The 21,128-nt window shown below is 29.7% G+C and carries 15 protein-coding genes; 4 read left to right on the top strand and 11 right to left on the bottom strand.

Annotated features, from left to right (window positions below; translation table 11 throughout):
- Positions 1 to 3: 3 nt before the first annotated feature.
- The 10 genes from IAA47_02915 to clpB form a co-directional block, all read right to left on the bottom strand.
- Positions 4 to 594, bottom strand: a complete 591-nt coding sequence (locus IAA47_02915; protein MBU3841926.1) for a TIGR03936 family radical SAM-associated protein — start codon at positions 592 to 594, stop codon at positions 4 to 6.
- A 72-nt stretch (positions 595 to 666) separates the two neighbouring features.
- Positions 667 to 1,674, bottom strand: a complete 1,008-nt coding sequence (gene lpxD / locus IAA47_02910) for a UDP-3-O-(3-hydroxymyristoyl)glucosamine N-acyltransferase (GenBank protein MBU3841925.1) — start codon at positions 1,672 to 1,674, stop codon at positions 667 to 669.
- A 21-nt stretch (positions 1,675 to 1,695) separates the two neighbouring features.
- Entirely contained in the window at positions 1,696 to 2,175 is a 480-nt protein-coding gene (locus tag IAA47_02905; GenBank protein ID MBU3841924.1) for an OmpH family outer membrane protein, read from the bottom strand.
- A gap of 111 nt (positions 2,176 to 2,286) precedes the next feature.
- Positions 2,287 to 4,377, bottom strand: coding sequence for an outer membrane protein assembly factor (locus tag IAA47_02900; protein ID MBU3841923.1), 2,091 nt, complete (start codon positions 4,375 to 4,377; stop codon positions 2,287 to 2,289).
- A gap of 11 nt (positions 4,378 to 4,388) precedes the next feature.
- Positions 4,389 to 8,825, bottom strand: a complete 4,437-nt coding sequence (locus tag IAA47_02895) for a hypothetical protein (protein ID MBU3841922.1) — start codon at positions 8,823 to 8,825, stop codon at positions 4,389 to 4,391.
- 20 nt (positions 8,826 to 8,845) lie between these two features.
- Positions 8,846 to 9,547: a 16S rRNA (guanine(527)-N(7))-methyltransferase RsmG gene (gene rsmG, locus IAA47_02890; protein MBU3841921.1), complete on the bottom strand. Its 702-nt coding sequence runs from the start codon at positions 9,545 to 9,547 to the stop codon at positions 8,846 to 8,848.
- Between the two features lies 1 nt (position 9,548).
- Positions 9,549 to 11,432, bottom strand: coding sequence for a tRNA uridine-5-carboxymethylaminomethyl(34) synthesis enzyme MnmG (mnmG, locus tag IAA47_02885; GenBank protein ID MBU3841920.1), 1,884 nt, complete (start codon positions 11,430 to 11,432; stop codon positions 9,549 to 9,551).
- 15 nt (positions 11,433 to 11,447) lie between these two features.
- Complete coding sequence (locus IAA47_02880) at positions 11,448 to 12,104, bottom strand: TrkA family potassium uptake protein (protein MBU3841919.1); 657 nt, start codon at positions 12,102 to 12,104, stop codon at positions 11,448 to 11,450.
- 20 nt (positions 12,105 to 12,124) lie between these two features.
- A complete protein-coding gene (locus IAA47_02875) occupies positions 12,125 to 13,474 on the bottom strand; it encodes a TrkH family potassium uptake protein (protein ID MBU3841918.1) in 1,350 nt (449 codons plus the stop codon).
- Between the two features lie 179 nt (positions 13,475 to 13,653).
- Entirely contained in the window at positions 13,654 to 16,227 is a 2,574-nt protein-coding gene (clpB, locus tag IAA47_02870) for an ATP-dependent chaperone ClpB (GenBank protein MBU3841917.1), read from the bottom strand.
- Between the two features lie 214 nt (positions 16,228 to 16,441).
- Here clpB and IAA47_02865 point away from each other — a divergent pair, with 214 nt between their 5' ends.
- Positions 16,442 to 16,942: a PTS glucose transporter subunit IIA gene (locus IAA47_02865; GenBank protein ID MBU3841916.1), complete on the top strand. Its 501-nt coding sequence runs from the start codon at positions 16,442 to 16,444 to the stop codon at positions 16,940 to 16,942.
- A gap of 39 nt (positions 16,943 to 16,981) precedes the next feature.
- On the opposite strand, the gene IAA47_02860 is transcribed toward IAA47_02865, so the two are convergent.
- Positions 16,982 to 17,965, bottom strand: coding sequence for a LacI family DNA-binding transcriptional regulator (locus tag IAA47_02860; GenBank protein ID MBU3841915.1), 984 nt, complete (start codon positions 17,963 to 17,965; stop codon positions 16,982 to 16,984).
- Positions 17,966 to 18,201: 236 nt separating this feature from the next.
- Here IAA47_02860 and IAA47_02855 point away from each other — a divergent pair, with 236 nt between their 5' ends.
- From IAA47_02855 to IAA47_02845, 3 genes are all read left to right on the top strand, one after another.
- Positions 18,202 to 19,542 carry a PTS transporter subunit EIIC gene (locus IAA47_02855; GenBank protein MBU3841914.1) on the top strand — a complete coding sequence of 447 codons (1,341 nt, stop codon included), beginning with the start codon at positions 18,202 to 18,204 and terminating at the stop codon, positions 19,540 to 19,542.
- Positions 19,543 to 19,551: 9 nt separating this feature from the next.
- The gene (locus tag IAA47_02850; protein ID MBU3841913.1) at positions 19,552 to 20,967 is read left to right on the top strand and encodes a glycoside hydrolase family 32 protein; all 1,416 of its coding nucleotides are present in this window, start codon (positions 19,552 to 19,554) and stop codon (positions 20,965 to 20,967) included.
- Positions 20,968 to 21,007: 40 nt separating this feature from the next.
- Positions 21,008 to 21,128, top strand: a 121-nt coding sequence (locus tag IAA47_02845) for an ROK family protein (GenBank protein ID MBU3841912.1), incomplete at its 3' end; no start/stop codon positions are given.

Raw genomic sequence — 21,128 nt, 5'->3', positions numbered from 1 at the left:
AAGCTAATTTGCTTTATAACCCAATCTTTTTATCTGAACATTTTGTTGCTCAATTCCTACCATCTCTAAATATGAGTTTGGAGAGGTATTTATAATTTCCATAGACATCTTATTTCCAACTCTTGAATAACATTTTAATCTCTCTTTTAAATTTCTAGTGACAGTTTTTCCCTTTTTCTCTCTCACTTCTAATATTTCATCACGATTAAAAAGCTCTTCAAGTTTATCCATATCCTCTTTTGAACCCTCAACTTCATATAACATATTAGTATACTCTTCCATTATCGAGGATTTTCTAGGAACTTCTTCTACTTTATGTACTCTGAATCCCAAAACACCACTCTCATTGAGTCTTTTTAAAACTTCCTCATTTGAAATCTTTGCATCTGTTTCAAAGTCCATAACTTCGTTATAAGCCTCTGTTCCTAAGGATATAGGACTTCCAAAAGACATCTTAGGTCTTGGATGAAAACCTTCACTATATTTTACAGGAATCTCTGCTTTATTAAAAAGTCTTTCAAAAAATCTCAATAAGTCTAGATGGGATATAAACTTCATCTCTCCATACTTGTCAAAATAAACTCTTTTTTTCATTTTTACCTCATCTTATCTTACTATTTGTATTTTTATATTTTACCACTTTCTAGCAAAATTTCAAACACCTTTTTACTTTTCCTGTAATTTTTTCTCTAAATCTCTCACTTTTTTTATTAATTCTGGAACTTTTTTCATAGAAATTTTTACTTTTAAATCCTCTCTATGATCCATAAGTGGATATCCTGAAAGTATTTGATTATCCTCTACATTTCCAGCTACTCCAGATTTAGCTGCTATAACAACATTACTTCCTATTTTTAGATGTCCAGCTACTCCAACTTGTCCAGCTAATGTAGTATTATTTCCTACCTCTACACTTCCAGCTATCCCTACTTGTGAAACTATTAAACAATTTTCTCCAATTATATCATTATGAGCTATTTGTACTAGATTATCTATCTTTGTATATTTTTTTATAATTGTATCTCCGATAGCTCCTCTATCTATTGTAGTATTAGCACCTATCTCTACATTGTCCTCTATTACTACGCTCCCTATTTGATCTATCTTGGTATTATTTCCATTTACCTTAACAAATCCAAATCCATCTGAACCTATCACAGCTCCAGGTTGAATTACACAATTTTTACCTATTTTACAAAACTCCCTAACTGTTACATTTGAGTAAATTATAGTTCCTTCTCCTATCTCTACTCCTTCTCCAATAGTTACATTAGGATATATAGTAACATTATCTCCAATCACTGTATCATGTCCTATATATACATTTGGAGCTAGTTTTACATTCTTGCCTATTTTACTTGAATCCTCTATCATCTTTTCAAAAGGTTTTACCTCTCTTTTAAAGAAACTTAAAAGTTTTGGCATAAGAGTTCTTGGATTTTCCTTTACTACTAGATACATCTTTCCTAGATTAGGTAGTGGAATATCTGGAACTAAAACTACTTTAGCCTTTGTCTCATTTAATTTTTTTAAAAACTTCTCATCTGAAGCAAATGTGATACTATCCTCTTGAGCCTGAAAAAAGGGAGCAAGTCCAGAAACATATTCTAGACTTAAATCTCCCTTTATCTCACACTTTAAGAGGTTTACTAATTCATTTATACTATATTTCATAATAACCTCCCTAGTTTATACCTATTTTTTTATTTTCTCCATAGCCTTTATAACGTCAGCAGTAACATCTGTTCCTCCAAATTTAACTGCTCCAGCTTCTAATATGTAATCATATTTTCCAGCTTTAGCTACTGAATCTATAGCTGAATTCATTGTCTTCTCTATTTCTTGCATTCTTGTATATTCTTCTTTACTTAATTTTGTTTGTGAATCTCTTACAAATTTTTGGAAAGCTTCAACTTGTTTTTGGAAATCTTGTTTCTCTTTATCAGTTAATTTATTTCCCTTTGATTGAAGTTCTAATTGAGATTTTTGAAGAGCTACCTCTTTTTGTTTAATCTCATTTTCTAATCTATTTTTCTCTTTATTTAAATTCTCTTGAATTACTTTTGTTTGAGAGTACTTTGAAAAAGCCTCCTGAGAATTTACAAATCCTATCTTTTCAGCTAATGCTGATACAGATAAAGTTAGTGCCATCATTGTTATTGCTAGTTTTTTCATTGTATTACCTCCGTTATTCTTAAACCTAAGCCTAATTTTTTAGATACTTACTATCTTAATAAGCTACAAATATAGCCTTTCTCTATTAGACTCAAAAAATCTACTTTTAGTTTAGAAAGATTGTCCCATATTGAAGTAGAATTCCATTCCACTTGCATCATCATTTCTTATTGGCCATCCAAAGTCAAATCTTAATGGTCCAATTGGCGTGTTAATTCTTAGTCCAACTCCCGCTGACATAGCTACATCTTGAGCAAATTGAGCATTGTGTTGATATGATAAATCTCTTCCTGCATAATCCCAAGCTCTTCCTATATCAAAGAAAACGACAAATCCTAAAATATCATTTAATTGTGTTCTATTTTCAATAGTACCAACTAATTTTTTAGTTCCTTTATAGAATCCACCATCATATCCTCTAAGTGTGCTTCCTCCACCTACCCAGAATCTTTGTCCCTCTTTAGTAGAGTCAGTCATTATTCCACCTACAACTCTATAGGCAAAAGTGTTTTTCTTAAATAATCCAGCATGATATTTTCTTAATTCAAGAGTAGTGTTTCCAAAGAAATTTCCATCATATCCATTAGCATATCCACCCTCTACTTGGAATTTTACATACTCTCCAGCTGTTGGATTCCAGAAATGGTTTCTTGTATCATAAGTAATAGATGGGAATAAGCTCCATAAATAGTATTTATCATCTAAACCTTTTGCTTCTAAATTATATCCACTATCCCAATAATAATTTCCATTACTTGAGTTATAGTAAAATTTAGATAGTTCTGCCGATTCCTCTACATACTCAAGTTTAGTTCCTAAGCTAAGTCTTACATTTTTAGTAATTCCCTTTCCAATATTTATCTTAGCTCCTATTGTATCTATTTCATGGAACATTGCACTGTCATCATCTTCGTATGTATTTTTATAGATACTCCATCCCCAAGAGATTCTATCTGTATCCTTTATCCAAGGATCATAGAAATTGATTGAGAAGCTAGTATAATCTTTATCTGATTTTTCAAAAGTAAATCCTAATTCTTGCCCTTTACCTTTCCAGTTAGTATCCTTAATAGATATAGTTCCTAATAATCCTATCTCAGAACCGTAAGAGATTGCCCCTTGTAATATAGCTGTTCTCTCCTCATCTAGAAGTAAAACTATATTTTTTCCATCAGGATCTCCTGGTATATCTCTCACTTCATACTTTACATTTTTGAAATGTCCTAATCTCATCAGATTTTGTACTGTTTCATCATAAGCTTTCGAGTTAAAAATCTCATCTTTTTTAAACTCAACCTCTCTTGCTATAACATAATCTTTTGTTTTTAAAACATCATCAGTAGCTTTTCTTCTAGCACCTCTTTGTTTTGTTACCATTTTCTTGAACTCAATATTTCTCACTACACCTTCACTTAAATATATTTCAAGCTCAAGATTACCATTTAAACCTATATCTGTAACTTCTGCTAAAACATATCCACCATCTTGATATTTTTGTATTATTCTATCTCTATCCTCTCTGATAGTATTTATGTTAAATATCTTTCCAGGTTCAGTTTTTACAACTTGCATTAATTCATCAGTTGTGTAAACAGTATTACCTATTATATTTATACCATTGATAATAGGATTTTCAAGTATAGTGTATATTACCTTTACTCCCTTTCCAGATTTTACAACATCTGGAATTACATCTCTAAAATACCCACTCTCAATAAGGTTTTTATGTCCCTCTATTACTCTATTTCTAGAAAAATATCCACCAGTTTGTACTGGTATCATCTTTCTTATCTCTTCAGTAGTTACATGAGTATTTCCTACAATTTCAATATCAGAAACTATAAGAGTTGTATCTACCTTCTCTCTTTCAGATAAAGGAATTATCCCTTTTTCTTCAAGTAATGCCTTACTATCCTTCTTCTCTGTAATATCAACTGTTAACTTTATCCCGCCATCGTAAACTGTTGGATATATTGATACATCTTGCACATACCCCAAGTCTTTTATCGACTTATAGTCAGCTATCATATTTTCAGTTGCATATTTTTGCCCCTCTTTTGACTTCATACTTCCAAGTATAAGTTCATAAGGTATTTCTCTATTATTTACTATTTCAATTTTTTTGATATCATATCCCGTAACATCAGCAAATGAAAAAATACTTAATAGAAAAACTAATAAAACTGTTATCTGCTTTCTCATCTCTACCTCCACTATTTATTTATAAAGATATCTAGTAGACTATCATATCTCTTTTCAAATTTAAAGTCTATATGATAATTTAAGCCATTTTTAGATTCTTTATCTGATGATTTTTTTCTGTCTTCTGGGAGCTTTCCAACTCCTATTCCAATAGATTTTGTTGCATCAAATCTGTATTCTAATGAAATATCATACTCTTGTAATGCTCCACTATTACTACTATCTCTTTGTTCGCTATTTACATTATCCTCCCCCAATAGTGTTCCTCTTGCTACCCACCACACTTTATCTTTATATATATTATCTTCTGCTTCTAAAACTGCTCCTAACTTTAATCTGCTTTGAGCTTCATCATTATTATTATCTTTAGTTTGTTCACTTAAAATATTTGAGCTAATTCTAAATTTAGAAATATTTAATGTATTTTTTACAAGATTAGATACTGGTCTGAATATTTGTGATAATTGCCCTCCAATAACATTAGTTATTAAAGTTGTAGTAGCACTATTTCCACCTTCTAAATTATCTGTATCAGTTAATAAAGAGTTTAAATTTCCACTACTACTTCCACTTTTTGAATTTATAGTAAATTGTAAATTATCTAAATTACCATTTAAGCTTAAGCCTAATTGTTCATCTTGAACATCAACTCTAGCGTCTACTAAAAGATTTGGATTTACCTTTGGAAGATAAGTTTTGGGATCATTAAATATTACCATAGCTCTATCTAAATAGAAAATATTCTCATTGATATTTAAACTTCCACCTATAACCTCTACATTTCCTATAAAGCTATATTTTCCATCTTTTCCACTCAATGTTCCATTTCCTATTACATTTCCCTTTACATCTCCAACAAATGAGTTTACTGTTTGAATATCAAGTTTTATTCCCTTAGATATCTTGACTCCAATATTTATATCCAGTGAATTTTCAAACACTGTCTCTATTTTAAAATCAGAACCTAGATCCTCACTCTTATTAACAGTTTCTGAGGATGACTTGAATAAAAACTCTTTTATTCTTTGAAATAAACTCTTTGAGGTATTAGGTATTTCGTCTACTCCTCCTTCTATTATTTCTATATCTCCAAATATTTTATTTTCAATTACACTCATATTACTATTAAAAGTAACTCCAAACATATTCCCATATTTATAATTTATTTTATCCAACTTTAGATTAAATCTATATTTTAATCTTTCAGCATAATATGGATTTTCTGAAATCTCTTTTAATACTGGAATAACTATGTCCCCATCTAAACTAATTGTTCCTTCGTTTAATTTACCTTTAAATTCCTCTACATATACCTTATCATTCTCTAATCTTATTGTACTGTTAAATTGCTCTAATTTCAAGAATAAATCTTTATTTTCTAGATTAAAATTTTTAATTTTTAAAAATCCACTATTTTTACTCTCTGTTATCTTTAAATCAAATGTAGAAAAACCATGTATATTAGTGATTCCATACTTTTCTAAAAATATATTTAAAAAATCAAAGTTTATATCTCTAGCTTGAGCATTATAACTATATCTACTATTTACTATATCATACTCTCCATTAGAATAAAAGAGATTATCTAAATATTTAAAAGAAAATTCATTTAAAACTACTTTCTTTAAATCTCCATTTAGGAAAATTCTAAATTTATTAAACAACACATTTTTTATTCCTATTGTATCACTAGTTATACTTAAATTATAATTTAAACTATCTAATTTACCACCAAAATCTCCATTCAATAGTAAATCTCCACTTAAATCATCTAATGGAATATACTCTTTTAAATACTTTAACGGAAGTTTTTGATTATCTATTCTCATATTTAAATTAGAATTTACAACATCAAACTCTCCTACTATTGAAAAAAGATTCTCTAAAGAACTATTACTTAATGTAATCTCCTTTATTTTTAAAAGACCATCATTTAGATTTTCTGCTCTATATTCTGTGTCTATATATATATTTGGAAGTTTATTTCCCATTAAATAAATTTTATCTATAGTTGATTTTAAACCCAAAGTAAGAACTTTTCCCTCACCTTTAAGTTTAGCTGTTCCTATAACTCTATATTTTAAACTAGTATCTCCATAGTATCTTCCTATATTCTCTTCTATCAAATATAAGGTTGCATCATAACTATTTTTTTCTACAGAATACTTCCCTTTTAAAATATTATTATTAATTTTAACTTCATTGATAGTAACATAATTATTAAGGTAATTTATATCCCCAGTTACTGCTACCATCTCTCCACTTTCTAGAACTAACTTAACATCATCTAACTGTATTTTTCCAATAGGATTACTTAATTTTCCCTTTAATTGAGCTGTAAGAAGATCTATTCTTAACTCTGGTTTTTCTACTCCAAATTTTTTAGATGATAATTTCTCAATCTTAGCATTTAAGTCTATACTCTCTTTATTTAAGTTTATATTTCCCCAAAGTGATAATAATTGATTATTGAAGCTTTTTATTTCAAAAATATTATTCTTCATTCTTGTAACAAAATAAAAGCCATCTACTTCATAATCTTTATATCCTAACTTTCCAATCTCACCATTAAACTCCATAAAAAGTTTCTCATCTTTAGAGAACACTAACTTCCCTCTTAAATCATCTATTTTACCAAAATACTTTCCTGAGATAGAAGTTATATCTAACTCACCTTTTACTTTATCTTTTTCTCCTTGGATATAACCAGTAAAAGTCCCTCTAAGCTCTCCCTCTTTTTCTCCTAAGAACTCTTTAAAATGTAGATTTTTACTATCTAATTTTAAGTTGTAGTTAATATTAGATAAATCTATATCACCACTTAATTCCAATTCTTTTCCTGAATCACCTATTAAAGAAAAACTCTTTAAATTAAGTTGATTATTGTTAACAAAATAATCTATTATAAAGTTATTTGCAAAAAGAGAAAATTTGATTTTTCCCTCCCCAGTACTCAATATATTTTTATTTAAATCATATTCTAAAAAATACTCATTCTTTTTATCTAATTGAACTTTTTTAGCTTCTAAGAGATATCTTCCCTCCAAGTCTATAATATTTGAACTTAGATTAAAGTCTATCTCCTTTTCCAAAATCTCAAAATTCAATTTTCCTTTAAAATCTGGGATATACTTTTGATGATTTACATTTTTTATATCTAAAGTTAAATCACCCTTTCCTTCCCAGAAATTAACTGTTCCATCTATTTTCTCTGCTATTGTTACTCTTTTATTCTCATCTAATCTGTTTAAAGTAGTAGATATTTTAGGTAAATGGATTCCTAACTTATCATAAAGAAAATTCACATCTGTATTCTCTAATTTTAATCCTGGCATCTCTAACTTTTTAATAAAAGCATCAATTGTTACTTTCAATTCCTCTTTTAAATTTAGATTAAACTTAACACTATCTATATTAATTTTTTCAAAGGGTAATTCTATCCCCTTCAAATATGAAAGTTTTTCTAAATTCTCTTTTTGAATATCCTTTAAATTAAAATCTATATTCAATTCGTTATCCTTATATGCAAGAGTAAACTTTTCAGGTTTTTCAAACACTTTTCCAGTAGCATTTAAAAATATCCCCTCTTTTGTGAAATCTACTCCACCAGTAACAGCTTTTATCGGATCATCTAAATCTATATACCTTACATCCACATCTTGGAATTTTATCCAACCTAACATTCCGCTTGAAGCTATAGTCAGGTCCATATTTAATTCTCCACCATCATATGAAACCTCTTTACCATCATACCCATACTGAACTAACTCACTCTTTACAGCTATATTGCTCAACTTTATAGTCATTGAATACGGCTCTTTTGTAGTAGAAAAAGCAAAATCATATATCTCTGGTCCATTACTTCCTATAAAATGTAAATTAATCCCCTCAGTTTTGCTAAATGTAAGATATCCATTAGTATTATAAGCAGTTTGCTCTATTGGTAGCCTATAACCTAAATCTCTAAATACAGTAGTTATATTTTTTCCAGTAATTCTATCTATTGGAATCCCTATTCCCGGCTTATATGGTTCATCCTTAGCTGGAGTCTCCTCTTTGCTCTCATCTTCTTTACTCTCTCCAGCAAAAGCTGCCACTATATTTATATCTCCATTTTTTCTTCTAGTTATATTTGCTGTTCCGCCGTTTAATATAATCTCTTCTATTCTAAAGTTTTTTAAAGACTCTTTTGTATAAAGAATATCAACTTCTGGAGTATCAATTATTACCTCTTCTCCATCTGCCAATAAAAAATCTTTTATTACTACTTTATCTTTTTGAAAATCTATACTACTACTTTTTAGAGTTGGTCCTACAAATAATCTTACTACTACTTCTACAGTTTTTGGAAGGTTGTATTTTATTGTCCACCACCCTCCAAAAAAGAATAAAAAGAGGAAAGTAACAAATATAAGTTTTTTTCTATTTCTCTTAAAAAAATCTGTCATTTCCTCTCTCTTCCTTTCACCTATAAAGGTCTTTTTAATGGTATTCCCGCTCTTCTAGGATATTTTTTATCTGTTGGAGCTTTTTTTTCTATCTCTATTACCACTCTTGGATCCTTTGAGAATGGTAGATTCAAGTTAAATATCTCCACTATTTCTGAATTTAAAACTTTTAAAGCGTTAGAAGCTTCTGCTTCCTCTCCTGTTCCCTCCATCTTTTGAGAAAGAAATACTCCTCCCTCTTTTAAGAAAGGTATTATATACTCTAGAATTGTACTTAGCTTCGATACACCTCTACAAAGTCCCAAATCATAACTCTCTCTTTTATTGTCATCAATAAAATCTTCAGCTCTAGAAGTTACTACTTCCACATTTTCAAGCCCTAACTCATCTTTTACCATCTGTAAAAACTTTGTCTTCTTTCCTATAGAATCCATCAATGTAAAGTTAATATTTTCATTAAATATTGCCAAAACCATTCCTGGAAATCCAGCTCCTGTTCCTACATCTATAGCTTTTTTCATGTCACTCTTTATTAAATTTTGTAAAAGTAAAGAATCTAAAAAATGCTTCTCTACTATTAACTTTTCATCTCTCATAGCTGTTAAGTTAGTATGTGAATTATACTCTAATAAAAGTTCTAAGTACTTTAATAAATTATCTACTTTTTTTTCTGTATATTCTACACCTATCTCTTTAAGTCCAGAAATTAAGAAATCTCTCACCTTAATTCCCCCTTGCTTTTAAATATATTAATAAAACTTGTATATCTGCTGGTGAAACTCCAGATATTCTTGAAGCTTGCCCTATGTTTAAAGGCCTTGCTGCCTTTAATTTATCTTTAGCCTCTTTAGGAATATTCTCTAAAGTATCATAATCTAAATCTGCTGGTATCTTTTTATTTTCTAGACTTTTATGTTTTTCTATCATTTTCATAGATCTTTCGATATATCCAGAGTATTTAACTTGAACTTCAACTTGATACTCTGTATCTCTACAATAATCTCCTAAATCTATTCCTGCAAATTCGGCTATATATTTTATATCTTGGAAAGTTACCTCTGGTCTTCTAAGTAACTCAAAATATGTAACTCCATCTTTTAATGGAGTTTCCCCTCTCTTTTCAAGAACCTCATTTACTCTAGGATTACTTGGACCAACATAATTTGCTATAAGTTTAGCTTTTATCTCCTCTACATCTTTCTCTTTCTTTTCTACTCTTCTGTATTCCTCTTCTGGTAAAAGCCCTATCTCATATCCTATCTTAGAAAGTCTTAAATCTGCATTATCCTCTCTAAGAAGTAATCTATATTCACTTCTAGCGGTAAACATTCTATATGGCTCATTTGTCCCCTTAGTAACTAGGTCATCTATTAATGTTCCAATATATGAATCTGCCCTATCTAAAACTATAGGATCCTTACCTTGCAGTTTTCTAACAGCATTTATTCCTGCCATAAGCCCCTGTGCTCCTGCTTCCTCATATCCAGAAGTTCCATTAATCTGTCCAGCTAAGAATAAATTTTCTACTGTTTTACTCTCTAATGAATATTTTATCTCTTGTGGTGGAATATAATCATACTCTATAGCATAAGCATATCTCATGATATGAGCATCTTCTAAACCAGATATATTTTTTAACATTCCCTCCTGTACATCAGTAGGAAGAGATGATGATAATCCTCCTAAATATATCTCAGTTGTATTTTTCCCCTCTCTTTCTAAGAATAGGTGGTGCTGATTTTTATCCTCATATCTAAATACCTTATCCTCTATAGATGGACAATATCTTGGTCCTGTTCCTTGAATTGTTCCATTAAACATAGGTGATCTACTCTTATTACTCTTAATTATATCATGAACTTTCTCATTTGTGTGAGCTATATAGCAAGATATCTGTTCTCTTCCTATTATATCCTCATCCTTTGTTCTATTTGAAAATTTAAGTAACTCCTCATCTCCTGGTTGCTCTTCAACCTTTGAGAAATCTATACTTCTAGCATCTATTCTAGCTGGTGTTCCCGTTTTAAATCTTCCTAATTTTATTCCAGCTCTCTCTAATGAAAGTGGTAAGTCATCTGATGATAATTCTCCCATTCTTCCACCACTGAAATGATTTTCCCCTATATGGATCAATCCTCTCATAAAAGTTCCAGTAGCTAAAATTATCATCTTAGCTCTATACTCTACTCCCTCTCTTATTTTTACTCCAACAGCTTTTCCATCCTCAATGATTAAATCTGTAACCATTCCTTGGATAGTATTTAAGTTTGGACAGTTTTCAAGTGTCTTTTTCATCTCTTTAGCATATTTTACCTTATCTGCTTGAGCTCTTAAAGATCTTACTGCTGGTCCCTTTTTAGTATTTAAAACTCTTATTTGAACAAAAGTTTTATCTATATTTCTTCCCATCTCTCCACCAAGAGCATCAATCTCCTTTACTAAATGAGATTTAGCTGGTCCACCTATTGATGGGTTACATGACATTACTCCTATATTATCTAATGTAATTGTAAAAATAGCTGTATTAGCTCCCATTCTAGCTGAACTTAGTGCTGCCTCACAACCTGCATGTCCAGCCCCAACTACAATGACATCAAAATTATGCATTTTCTCCTCCTAAAGTTATTTCATATTTTCAAAAAAGTCTGCTGTTTTATTATCTGTAATAACTAAAAGTACATCTCCCTTTTCTATTACAGTTGTTGCTAACGGATTTGGATTAAAGCTTTGATCCTCTTTCTTTATTCCAACTACATTTGAATTATATTTTTTTCTGATATCCAATTCTATTATACTCTTTCCCCAAAAGATAGATGGAGCCTTTACTTCTAACAGTAAAAAATCTGATGAAAATCTTAAATGTTCTACAAGGTTCGGTTCCATAGCAAGTTGAGCTACTCTTCTTCCCATATACTCCTCTGGATATATAACTTTATTTGCTCCTATCTTTGCTAATACCTTTCCATGACTTTTTGTAACAGCCTTTGCTATTATTTTTTTTACTCCTAACTCTTTTAAATTTAGAGTTATCATAATACTTGGCTCTATCTCTCCAACACATACAAAAGCTATATCATAGTTACTTACACCTAAATCTTTCAAACTATTTACATCTGTTGCATCTATTACTATAGCATTATCTACTATATTGTCATTTATACAATCTTGTACTTTCTCTTCATTAGCATCAATAGCTAATACTTCTTCATTTGATTCGTAAAGTGTCTGTGCTACACTTGTTCCGAATCTTCCCAATCCAATTACTAAATATTGTTTCATCTATCTTACTCTCCTTAAAATTATCCTACTAGTATATTTTCCTTCGGATATTTTGAAATTGCCTTTTTCTTACTTTCCCCTATTGCTAAAGCAAAAGTTAACGGTCCTAATCTTCCTACAAACATTGTTATTATTATAAGAAGCTTTGATATTACACTCAAATTTGGTGTGATCCCCAATGTCAGTCCAACTGTACCAAAAGCTGAGATTACTTCAAAGACAACTTGCTCCATAGAAAAATTATCTATTACTAAAATACAAGTTATTATAAAGGCTACATAAGTAATTGCAATTACAAGAATTGCTAATGCTCTGTTTAATATTTCCCAATCTATTCTTCTATTAAATACCTCTATATTCTCTTTTTTCTTTGCTATTCCAATAACATAGAACATAATAACACCAAAAGTTGTTGTTTTTATTCCTCCTCCTGTTGATCCTGGAGAAGCTCCTATAAACATTAAAATACAACTTATAAATATTGTAGAACTTCTTAGGTCCCCGAGAGGAACAGTATTAAACCCAGCTGTTCTCAAAGTTACACTTTGGAAATATGATGCCAATACTTTTTGAAAAATATTTAAATCTCCTATTGTATTTGGATTAGAATATTCTAAAATAAAAAATAATATCATTCCACCAAAAGTAAGAATTATTGAAATTAAAATTGCCATCTTAGAAGTTAAATTAAATCTATCTACTCCATTTCTAACTACAGTTATAAATGATGTTATTACGGCAAATCCTATTCCACCTAAAGTAATCAAATATCCTATAGTCAAATTTATAACTATATTAGATTTAAATCCCTCTAAATTATTAGAGTATAAAGCAAATCCTGCATTACAAAAAGCCGATATCGAATGGAAAATTCCATAGTATATCGCCTTCCAAAAGCTCATTTGTCCTATAAACTGTGTTGTCAAAATCACTGCTCCAATACTTTCAATTATAAAAACTATAAATAGTAATTTTTTTATAAAATCAGCAATCTCTCCACTACTATCAGCATTTCTTTCCTCTTTTAATAGCTCCCTTTCATAAAAAGTCATTTTTTTCCCAGTTGCCAAAAATATTATAGAGGAAAATGTCATTACTCCTAATCCACCTAATTGTATAAAAAATATTATAATTGTCGTTCCAACTGGAGAAAAAACTTTAGATACATCTACCACAGTAAGTCCTGTTACACATACTGCTGATACAATTGTAAATAGCGAGGATAGAAAACTAAGTTTTTCTCCTTCTTTCAATGAAAAAGGCATCATCAGCAAAAAAGTTCCTACCAATATTGCCAATAAAAATCCTAATATCAACTTTCTTGATGGTGAAAGTTTTTTTAAATACTCCTTTATTATATCTACACTCATTTTTTCCCTCTCTAGATTTTTTCTATCTTATCATTATACATTATTTGAATAAAATTTACAACTCTTAGTTAGAGAAAAAACTTCCTTTTAAAAATAAAAATGGAAAAACTGATAACAATACTTCTACTACCAATTTTTCCATATTTTACTCTATTTTGCTATTTAACTTTTATATTTTTTTATTTTATAACTTTGAACTTGATTTCATCATTTTCAAGTATAACATCAACTTTATCTCTCTCTTTAATTTCATTTGAAAGTATAAGTTTTGCTAAAGATGTTTCAAGCTCTTTTTGTATATATCTTCTAAGTGGTCTTGCTCCATATTGAGGTTCATAAGCGTTTTCTGCTAAGTACTCTACAACATCATCAGAGAAGTTAAGTTGAATATATCTATCTTTTAATTTTTCTTCTACTGATTTTAATGCAAGTCTTACAATATCTTTAATAGAAGCTAAGTCAAGAGCTTTAAATGTTATAATCTCATCAACTCTGTTTAAAAATTCAGGTCTAAAGTTAGCTTTTAATTGGTCTAATACTCTTTCTCTAGTTTCTTCACTTAAATTTACATCTTCTAGAATTAAGCTACTTCCTATATTAGATGTCATTATGATAAGTGTATTTTTAAAATCCACTACTCTACCTTGTCCGTCTGTAAGTCTTCCATCATCTAGGACTTGTAATAATATATTAAATACATCTGGATGAGCTTTTTCAATCTCGTCAAATAGTATTACAGAGTATGGTTTTGTTCTTACAGCCTCTGTTAATTGTCCTCCTTCTTCATAACCTACATATCCTGGAGGTGCACCAATAAGTCTAGTAGTCGAGAATTTATCCATATACTCACTCATATCTATTCTAATTACACTATCCTCACTATCAAATAGATTATAAGCTAAAGATTTTGCAAGATAAGTCTTACCTACCCCAGTTGGTCCTAAGAATATAAATGATCCCATAGGTCTATTAGCATCTTTAAGTCCAGCTCTCGATCTAATCATAGTATCTGCTACAGCTTTAACAGCCTCATCTTGACCTTTTACTCTCTCTTTTAATGAATTTTCTAGATTTAATATTTTTTCTTTCTCAGTTTCAGCTAATTTTGATACTGGTATTCCTGTCCACTTAGATACAATATCTGCTATTTCATCTGAAGTAACTTCTTGTTTTAAAAGTCCACTATTACCATAAGAAGCATCTAATTTATCTTGTTGCTCTTTTAATTGTTTTTCTAATTCTCCAAGTTTACCATATTTTAACTCTGATAATTTAGTTAAATCATAATTTCTTTCTGCTTGTTCCATCTCTAATTTAACTTTTTCTATCTCTTCTTTTATCTCTTTTACCTTAGTAATATCTTTTTTCTCTAATTCCCATTGAGATTTTAGAAGAGATTTTTTAGAGTTTACCTCTGCTAACTCTTTCTCTAGATTTTCTAATCTCTCTTTAGAAGCTGTATCAGTCTCTTTCTTTAAAGCTTCTCTTTCTATTTCAAGTTGCATACTTTTTCTTGTAAGTTCATCTAATTCAGCTGGCATAGAATCTATCTCAGTTCTGATCATTGCAGCAGCTTCATCTATTAAGTCTATAGCCTTATCTGGTAATTGTCTATCTGCTATATATCTATTACTTAAAGTAGCAGCAGCAACAATAGCACCGTCTGATATTCTTACTCCATGATACATCTCAAATTTTTCTTTAAGTCCTCTTAAAATAGATACAGTATCTTCAACTGTAGGTTCATTTACCAATACTATTTGGAATCTTCTTTCAAGAGCTGGATCTTTTTCAATATATTTTCTATATTCGTCTATAGTAGTTGCCCCAATTACTCTCACTTCACCTCTTGCAAGCATTGGTTTTAAAATATTTCCAGCATCCATAGCTCCGTCAGTTTTACCAGCACCTACGATAGTGTGTATCTCATCTATAAATAGAATTATATTTCCATTTGAATTTTCTACTTCTTTTAATACCCCTTTTAATCTCTCTTCAAACTCTCCTCTAAACTTTGCACCAGCAATTAAAGCTCCCATATCTAGAGAGTAGATTGTTTTTCCTTTTAAAGATTCTGGTACATCTCCATTTAAAATTCTTTGAGCAAGTCCCTCTGCAATTGCTGTTTTACCTACTCCAGGTTCACCTATTAAAATTGGGTTATTTTTTGTTCTTCTTGAAATAATTTGAATTGTTCTTCTTATTTCAGAATCTCTTCCTATTATAGGGTCAATTTTTCCTTGTCTTGCAAGTTCGACTAAGTTTTTTGCATATTTTTCTAAAACTTCATATGTTGCTTCTGGGTTTTGAGAGTCTACTTTTTGATTTCCTCTTATCTCCTTTACAGCTGCTTCATATTTTTTTTCATCTAATCCTAATCTTTTTAATATAGGTAGCTGTCTAATCAATGCCCAGAAAAGATGTTCAACACTTATATAAGAGTCTCCCATTTTTTCCATTATAGTTTCTGCTTCTATAAGTACTCTATGAGTTCCTTGATCTAATGTTACATCCCCTAAATTATTTCCCTCTATTTTTGAAAATTTTGAAATTTCGTTTTCTAACTGTCCGATAATATAGTTTAAATTTAAATCTAATTTCTCAATAATTCTAGGGATTAGCCCTTCATTATTTTTAAGGAGAGCCAATGCTAGAAACTCAGGTTTTATAGATTGTTGTTTTCCTTTTATTGCAAGAGTTTGTGCCTCTTGTAAAGCAAGTAATGAGTTTTCTGTAAATTTGTTTTGATTCATAAATAACGACCTCCTCGAATCTTGTTAGCACTCTTCTATAACGAGTGCTAATTATTTTATAATATGATTATAGTACATATATGTTTTTTTGTCAACTATTTTTAGAAAAAATTTTTTTATTTTTTTTATTAAAAACGAAAAAACTGATTGATTTATTCTAAAAAATATGAAATAATATACTTGCAATATTGATTTCAATATAGGGAGGATTCGTATGGGATTATTCGATTTTTTTAAGAAAAAGAAAAACGATGAGGAGTGGTTCGAAATCTATTCACCATTAAATGGTAGAGTAATTGATTTATCAGAAGTTCCTGATGATGCATTTGCACAAAAAATGGTAGGAGATGGATGTGCTATTGATCCTACTGAAGGAGCTATTTGTGCACCAGTTGCTGGAGATATAGATATTTTCGAAACTAATCATGCTGTTAGCTTTGAAACTCCAAATGGATTAGAAATGATCGTTCACTTTGGAATAGATACAGTAACTTTAAAAGGTCAAGGATTTAATAGAGTTGCTACTTCTGATTCTGTAAACGTAGGAGATAAATTAGTAGAGTATGATTTAGCTTTCATAAAAGAAAATGCTCCATCTGTAAAAACTCCAGTTATCATCAACAACATGGATGCTGTTGAGAAAATAGAGATTGTAGCTAAAGGTAAGGACGTTAAAGTTGGAGACCTTATCATGAGAGTTTTATTAAAAAAATAGTTTAATTTAAAAGAGCAAGTGAGATCTTGCTCTTTTTTATCATTTTATACTTTCTCTATCCAAAAATTTAAAATCTATCTTTTGTATTTTCGATACTTCTTCTCCGTTTATCAATTTAATTATACTTTCCGCTGCTAACTCTCCAGCTCTTTCATTATCAAATTTTACTGTAGTTAATCTAGGAGTAATAATATCTGATATTTTATATCCTCCAAAGCCACTTATTGATATATCTTCAGGTATTTTAAATCCATGTTTCTGTATTGCTTTTATAGCACCAAGTGCCATATTATCAGTAGCCGAAATTATTAAATCTGGTTTTTTTAATCTTAAATAAGAATCTAGCAACTTCTCTGTTGTTTCTAAAGAAAAATCACTCTTTATCTCTTCAATATTGATAAGCTTATCTTCCATCAAAACCTTAAACACTGCATCTCTTCTATTTTTTCCAACCATTGTATCACTTTCATCAACCCCTATATAAAGAATATTTTTAGGGTGAGATTTTAATACTCTTTTTCCCATCTTTCTCCCAGCCTTAACTTCATCATTAACTATAGAATAACCATTTGAACAGTATTGTCCCACAAATAATACTGGAAGCTTTCCACTTTTTACAAAAGATTTATGTTCTGATGTAACTTGAGTAGCTAGTATTATAATCCCCTCTACATTTAGTCTCCATAAATTATCTAAGTTCGCTATCTCTACATCAATATTATGATTGGTATTTATAATTAAAGGAATATAACCACACTCTCTCAATTTATTATCTAATTTCATCAAAATTGTAGAAGTTGTAGCTGAGTCTAAACAAGGTACAATCACACCTATAAATTTATTATTTTTAGCTTTTATTCCTCTAGCAAATAAATTTGGAGCATACCCATGCTCTTCAATTACTTTTTGTATCTTTTCCCTAGAACTCTCACTTACATAACCATTATTAAAAAATCTAGATACAGTACTTTTTCCTACCCCTGATAGTTCTGCTATATCCAGTATTGTTAATTTTTTACTCATATCTAAATCTCACCTTTACCATATAATAATATATATTATACATTAAATCTCTTTAAAAAAAAAGTTAAAATAATAATATGAACTATTATAGAGCTTTAAATTCTAAAAAAGTAAAATATGAAATATTTTTTAAAAACTATTGACAAAATTATTAAAATATATTATCTTTATTATATGGGAACATTCCCGTAAAATAAAAAATTATTTATAGAGGAAATTCACAAAAGGAGGAAAGTATGGATTTCAACAAAATTGCACAAGAAATAGTATTAAATATTGGGGGAAAAGACAATATATCTGTTTTAGAGCATTGTGCTACAAGACTGAGAATTGTAGTAAAAGATAACAGCAAAGTTAATACTGAAAATTTAAAAAATATAAAGGGGATTGGTGGATATTTTTATCAATCTGGACAACATCAAATCATTATAGGAACTGGTAAAGTTAATAAGGTTTTTAATATTATAAATTCTGATGGAACTATAAAATCTGATGGAGCTAAGGAAAGTGCTTATGCAAATTTAAATCCTATTCAAAAAATTCTAAGATCTTTAGCTGATGTATTTATTCCATTAATTCCAGTACTAGTTGCTACTGGACTTTTTATGGGATTAAGAGGATTTGTAATGCAGCTTGGTTTAACTCTTTCACCAGAAGTTTTAACTTTATCACAAGTTGTTACAGATACTGTATTTATTTTTCTTCCTGCTTTAGTGGTTTGGTCTACATTTAGAAGATTTGGTGGAACTCCTGTTATTGGTATGGTACTTGGACTTATGCTTATTGCTCCTATGTTACCTAATGCCTGGGAAGTAGCAAGTGGAGCTGTAGAACCTTTAAAAGTTGGAATATTTAGAATAGAAGGATTTCAAGGAACTATACTTCCTGCTTTGATTGTTGGTATTTTTGGAGCACATGTTGAAAAATGGATAAAATCTTGGATGCCTAGTATTGTTGATTTAGTTTTCACTCCATTCTTAACTATTGTTATTGGTATATTAGCTGCTTTCTTTGTTTTAGGACCAATCTTTACAATGGTAGAAGATATTATTATGATGGGAGTTCAATCGGTTATTGAGTTACCTTTTGGAATAGGAGGAGCTATATTTGGAGGAACTCAGCAAGCTTTAACAGTTACTGGTTTACATACTTCTCTTATGTTAATTGAAACAAGTTACCTAGCAAGTAAAGGAGTTAATCCAATGAACGCTCTAATTACTGCATCAATGGCTGGACAAGCTGGAGCAGCAATAGCTTATGCTATGAGTATAAAGGACAAAGAAGATAGAACATTAAAACTTTCTTCTATCGTTCCTTGTTTCTTTGGAATAACAGAACCATTACTATTTGGAGTAACTTTAAGTAATACAAAAGTTTTTATCTCTGGAATGATAGGAGGAGCTATTGCTGGAGCTTTTGCAATGCTATTCAATGTTGCACCATCAGTTATGGGAGTTACATTTATTCCTGCAATTCCTGCTTATTTAGGAAATAATCTTTTAGGATATTTGACTATGATAGCTATTGGTATGGGAACTGGTATGATTATGACAAAAATTCTAGTAAAACAAAAATAGGAGTACCTCATGAATAAAACTGAATATTTAAATCGTTTAGATGAACAAAAAAAAATACAAGAATTAATGAAAGGTGATAAATACACTCTTAACTTTCACCTTATTCCACCTAGTGGTTGGTTGAATGATCCCAATGGGCTTTGCCAATTCAATGGAGTAAATCATATTTATTATCAATATACCCCATTTGATGCCACTTGGGGTATGAAGCTTTGGGGACACTATACTACTGAAGATTGGATAACTTATAAAGAGTATGAACCTTTTATCTTTTCAGATATTGAAGACGACAGAGATGGAGTTTATAGTGGATCTGCATTTATAAAAAATAATGAGTTTTACTTTTATTATACTGGAAATGTTAAACATACAGATAAAAAGTATGATTACATTAGTGCTGGAAGAGAGCAAAATACTATTTTAATAAAATCTAAGGATGGATTTACATATAAAGAAAAAAAGACTCTTTTAAAAAATATTGATTATCCTAAAAATATGAGTTGTCATGTGAGAGACCCTCAAATATTTGAAAAAAATGATAATTACTATATGGTATTGGGAGCTAGAAATTTAGATGATGTTGGTTGTATCCTTATATATCAGTCAAAGGATTTAGAAAATTGGGACTATCATATGACTCTTACTACTCCTGAAAAATTTGGTTATATGTGGGAGTGTCCAAATATTATTGAGATATCTGGACAAACTTTCCTAATCTGTTGTCCTCAAGGGGTAGAGCAACAAGGAATAGATTATGCTAATATCTATCAATGTGGATACTTCCCTTTAGAACTAGATCTTGAGAAAAAAGAGTATAAATTTGGAGATTTTATAGAATTAGATCGAGGATTTGATATCTATGCTCCTCAAACTTTCTTAGATGAAAATAACCGTAGAATTTTAATTGGATGGATGGGAATACCTGATGCAGATTATACAAATCAACCTACTATAGATAAGGGGTGGCAACATGCCTTAACTCTTCCAAGAGAGTTAAAAGCTAATGGTAAAAAAATCTATCAACTTCCTTTAGAAGAGTATAAAAAGTTAAGAGGAGAGGTTCAAAAAACTTTGGATTGTTCTGCAGAGAATGTAGAGTTAAACTTTGAATTTATAACATGTAAAAACTTCAATCTAACTTTAAGAGATAGTATATCTTTAACTTATGATGGTTCTATCTTTACCTTAGATCTAGAAAAATGTGGTTTTGGAAGAAAAACTAGAAGTGTTAAACTAAAAAATTTAATAGATATTCAAATATTTTTAGATAATAGTTCTATTGAAATATTTTTAAACTCTGGTGAAGAAGTATTTACTTCGAGATGCTATTCAAAAAATTTAGAAGCTAATCCTAAATTTTCTGGAGAATATACTTTAAATGATTTTAAATGGTATGAGCTTAAAAAATTTGAAATCCTTAAATAAAAATTGTAAAATATAAAGAAAAAATATAAAGGAGAAATTTATGATAATAGGTGCAATAGAAGCTGGAGGAACAAAATTTATCTGTGGTGTTGGAAATGAAAAGGGAGAAATTTTTGAAAAAGTTAGTTTTCCTACTGAAACACCAGAAATTACTTTAGCAA

Origin of the sequence: Candidatus Fusobacterium pullicola, assembly GCA_018883725.1 — a bacterium.
GTDB lineage: Bacteria > Fusobacteriota > Fusobacteriia > Fusobacteriales > Fusobacteriaceae > Fusobacterium_A > Fusobacterium_A pullicola.
This window is presented reverse-complemented; position numbering and strand designations above follow the sequence as displayed.

Excerpts from the sequence above, each read along its gene's own strand:
- clpB (MBU3841917.1), bottom strand. The coding sequence starts at position 16,227 with ATGAATCAAAACAAATTTACAGAAAACTCATTACTTGCTTTACAAGAG.
- IAA47_02850 (MBU3841913.1), top strand. The coding sequence starts at position 19,552 with ATGAATAAAACTGAATATTTAAATCGTTTAGATGAACAAAAAAAAATA.
- IAA47_02895 (MBU3841922.1), bottom strand. The coding sequence starts at position 8,825 with ATGACAGATTTTTTTAAGAGAAATAGAAAAAAACTTATATTTGTTACT.
- IAA47_02915 (MBU3841926.1), bottom strand. The coding sequence starts at position 594 with ATGAAAAAAAGAGTTTATTTTGACAAGTATGGAGAGATGAAGTTTATA.
- mnmG (MBU3841920.1), bottom strand. The coding sequence starts at position 11,432 with ATGCATAATTTTGATGTCATTGTAGTTGGGGCTGGACATGCAGGTTGT.
- IAA47_02855 (MBU3841914.1), top strand. The coding sequence starts at position 18,202 with ATGGATTTCAACAAAATTGCACAAGAAATAGTATTAAATATTGGGGGA.
- lpxD (MBU3841925.1), bottom strand. The coding sequence starts at position 1,674 with ATGAAATATAGTATAAATGAATTAGTAAACCTCTTAAAGTGTGAGATA.
- IAA47_02860 (MBU3841915.1), bottom strand. The coding sequence starts at position 17,965 with ATGAGTAAAAAATTAACAATACTGGATATAGCAGAACTATCAGGGGTA.
- IAA47_02880 (MBU3841919.1), bottom strand. The coding sequence starts at position 12,104 with ATGAAACAATATTTAGTAATTGGATTGGGAAGATTCGGAACAAGTGTA.
- IAA47_02905 (MBU3841924.1), bottom strand. The coding sequence starts at position 2,175 with ATGAAAAAACTAGCAATAACAATGATGGCACTAACTTTATCTGTATCA.
- IAA47_02875 (MBU3841918.1), bottom strand. The coding sequence starts at position 13,474 with ATGAGTGTAGATATAATAAAGGAGTATTTAAAAAAACTTTCACCATCA.
- IAA47_02865 (MBU3841916.1), top strand. The coding sequence starts at position 16,442 with ATGGGATTATTCGATTTTTTTAAGAAAAAGAAAAACGATGAGGAGTGG.
- IAA47_02900 (MBU3841923.1), bottom strand. The coding sequence starts at position 4,377 with ATGAGAAAGCAGATAACAGTTTTATTAGTTTTTCTATTAAGTATTTTT.